Genomic DNA, 3,226 nt, shown 5'->3' on the forward strand with positions numbered 1-3,226 from the left:
TCCTGGAGCGGTTCACCGTTTCGCGGAAACGGTGAACCGCTCCAGCTTTTCGTTTTGACGCAATTCCGGACGGAAAACCGCTTCGCACTTTTCCTGGAATTGCTCTAGATCAGAGCGATGTCGAAGCGAATCGCCGGTCCCGAGATCGAACGTCTGATCCAGCTCCTGGCCAAGGTGCCGGGGCTGGGACCCCGTTCGGCCAGGCGTGCCGCCCTTCATCTGATCAAGAAGAAAGAGCAGCTTTTGTCGCCCCTTGCCGCCGCCATGGCCGAGGCGGCCGACAAGGTGCGCATCTGCTCGACCTGCGGCAATGTCGATACATCGGACCCTTGCATGATCTGCACCGATCCGCGCCGTGATGCCGGCACCATCATCGTCGTCGAGGACGTCTCCGACCTGTGGGCGCTGGAGCGCGCGGCGGCGATGAATGTGCGCTACCACGTGCTCGGCGGCACGCTGTCGCCGCTCGACGGCATCGGCCCCGAGCAGCTCAACATGCGCTCGCTGGTTGATCGCGTCGCCGGCGGCGAGGTCAAGGAGATCATCCTCGCCGTCAATGCGACGGTCGAGGGCCAGACGACCGCGCATTACCTCACCGACCAGTTGTCCGGCTTCGACATCAAGGTGACGCGCCTTGCGCATGGCGTGCCGGTCGGCGGCGAACTCGACTATCTCGACGAGGGCACGCTGGCCGCGGCGCTGCGTTCGCGGACGGCGTTTTGACAAAGTTGCGGCAGAGGATGCGGAGCATGATTTTTGCGTGTCCACCAAGGCTGGTGCCAAGCACCCCCCTCGGCAGGACAGAGGGGGGTGCGAAGGAACGCAAACCTCTCAGATTGGCTCTGTTTTCCTTTTTTGCAGTTCTTCTCTCGGTCTTTTCCACCCCCGCCTCCGCCGCAAAGATCGACGACCAGTTCCGCGCCTGGCTGCAGAACGACCTCTGGCCGCAGGCCAAGGCGAAAGGCATTTCCAAAACCACCTTTGATGCCGCCTTCGACGGCATCAAGCCCAATCTGAAGCTGCCGGACCTGGTCAAGCCGGGCGAGAAGGCGGCCACGCCCCAGAAGCAGCACCAGGCCGAATTCGGCTCACCCGGCGCCTATTTCGCCGAGAAGACGGTTCGCGCGGTGACGGCGGGCGCGCGCGCGCGCGAAGCCGCCAATGCCAGGACACTTGCGGCCATCGAAAAGCGCTATGGCGTGCCGGGCGAAGTGCTGCTGGCGATCTGGGGCCGCGAGACCGGATTCGGCGCGGCGAAGATGCCTTATGACGCCTTCGAAGTGCTGGGCACCAAGGCATTCATGTCGACCAGGAAGGACTTCTTCCGCACCGAACTGCTTGCCGCACTCGAGATCGTCGAGCGCGGGCTGGCTCCGGTCGGCGCGATGAAATCGTCCTGGGCCGGCGCGCTCGGCCAGCCGCAATTCATGCCGACCTCGTTCCTGAAACATGCCGTCGATTTCGACGGCGACGGCCGCGTCGACATCTGGAACTCGACGCCCGACGTGTTGGCCTCGATCGCCAATTATCTCGTCCACTATGGCTGGGTAAAGGGTCGTGGCTGGGGATTCGAGGTGACGGTGCCGGAAAGCGTTTCCTGTTCGCTGGAAGGCCCGGACCAGGGCAAGAAAATCTCGCAATGGGCTGATATGGGCATCAAGCGCGTCGGCGGCAAACCGTTTCCAGTGAGTGAGCTGAAGGCCGAAGGCTTTCTGCTGATGCCGGCAGGGCGCAGCGGCCCGGCCTTTGTCGCCACGCCCAATTTCTACGTGCTGAAGCAATACAACACCAGCGACCTGTACGCGCTGTTCATCGGCCATGGCGCCGATCGCATCGCCCATGGCGATCAGAACTTCGCCGGCAGCTGGGGCGCGATCGGCGGGCTGCACCGTTCGGACATCGCCGCCCTGCAGCGGGCGCTGGAGGCCAAGGGCTATGATGTCGGCAGCGCCGATGGCCTGCCCGGCTTCAAGACCCGCCGCTCGATCGGCATATGGCAAGCCAAGAACGGCCGCGCCGCCACCTGCTTTCCTGACGCCGATCTGGTCGCAGTGCTGAAATAGCTCCGAAATTAGCAGATTTTTCTCGATCGGCAGCCTCGATTGGCTGGCCTATGCGTCGACACCCCACCGGCCTTTCTGGCCCAATGAGCCGTCGTATAAATGCTCGTTGCCCGCCACGGGGCCGCCGGGTATGGTGTTGACCAACTGGACAAAAACCACGACGGTAAGTGGGCAGAGGGGCCGTCTCCAGGCCCCGAAAAAATTCCGCAACCCTGAGCCGGGAACTCAGGTCAACAAACAACAAAACAGGGAACAATCACAATGATGATGGAAAAGTTTGCTCTACGCTCTCGCTTCCTGCTCGCGGGTGCCGCCATGTCGGCGCTGCTTCTGGCCGGCGCGCCCGCCGGTGCGGTCACGCCCGCCGACACGCTGGTCGAAGGTTTCGCGATCGACGACATCATCTCCATGGATCCGGGCGAGGCGTTCGAGCTGTCGACCGCCGAGGTCACCGGCAACACCTATGATCTGCTTGTCCGTCTCGACCTCAGCGACACCTCCAAGGTCAAGGGCGACCTTGCCGAAAGCTGGACCGTCTCCGATGACGGCCTGACCTACACGTTCAAGCTCAAGCCCGGCCTGAAATTCGCTTCCGGCAATCCGATCACGGCGTCCGATGTCGCCTGGTCGTTCGAGCGCGTCATCAAGCTCGACAAGAGCCCGGCCTTCATCATCGGCCAGTTTGGCATCAGCGGTGACAACGTCACCGAAAAGGCCAAGGCTGTCGACGACGGCACCTTCCAGTTCACCGTCGACAAGGCCTATGCGCCGAGCTTCGTGCTGAACTGCCTGTCGGCAACGGTGGCTTCGGTGGTCGACGCCAAGCTGGTCAAGGAGCATGTCGCTTCGGTCACGCCGAGCGCCGACTACAAATGGGACAATGACTTCGGCAATGCCTGGCTGAAGACCGGCTATGCCGGCTCCGGCGTCTTCAAGCTGCGCGAATGGCGGGCCAACGAAGCCGTCGTTCTCGAGCGCAACGACAATTACTACGGCGAAAAAGCCAAGCTTGCCCGCGTCATTTATCGCAACATGAAGGAAAGCTCGGGCCAGCGCCTGGCGCTCGAGGCTGGCGACATCGACGTTGCCCGCAATCTCGAACCGAACGACCTCGACGCCATCGCCAAGAACGCCGACCTCACCACCACCAGCGCGCCCAAGGG

General features: G+C 62.8%; 3 protein-coding genes. All 3 read left to right on the plus strand.

What is annotated here, in order from left to right; translation table 11 throughout:
* The first annotated feature begins 117 nt into the window (after positions 1-117).
* Entirely contained in the window at positions 118-723 is a 606-nt protein-coding gene (recR, locus tag ENZ74_RS26505; RefSeq protein WP_013527928.1) for a recombination mediator RecR, read from the plus strand.
* A gap of 26 nt (positions 724-749) precedes the next feature.
* The gene (locus ENZ74_RS26510) at positions 750-2,063 is read left to right on the plus strand and encodes a lytic murein transglycosylase (protein ID WP_063169979.1); all 1,314 of its coding nucleotides are present in this window, start codon (positions 750-752) and stop codon (positions 2,061-2,063) included.
* A gap of 261 nt (positions 2,064-2,324) precedes the next feature.
* Positions 2,325-3,226 (plus strand): ABC transporter substrate-binding protein (locus tag ENZ74_RS26515; protein ID WP_164761231.1); only part of this gene is annotated, 902 nt, incomplete at its 3' end.

The organism is Mesorhizobium sp. M7A.F.Ca.CA.002.15.2.1, assembly GCF_003998715.1.
GTDB classification, from domain to species: domain Bacteria; phylum Pseudomonadota; class Alphaproteobacteria; order Rhizobiales; family Rhizobiaceae; genus Mesorhizobium; species Mesorhizobium ciceri.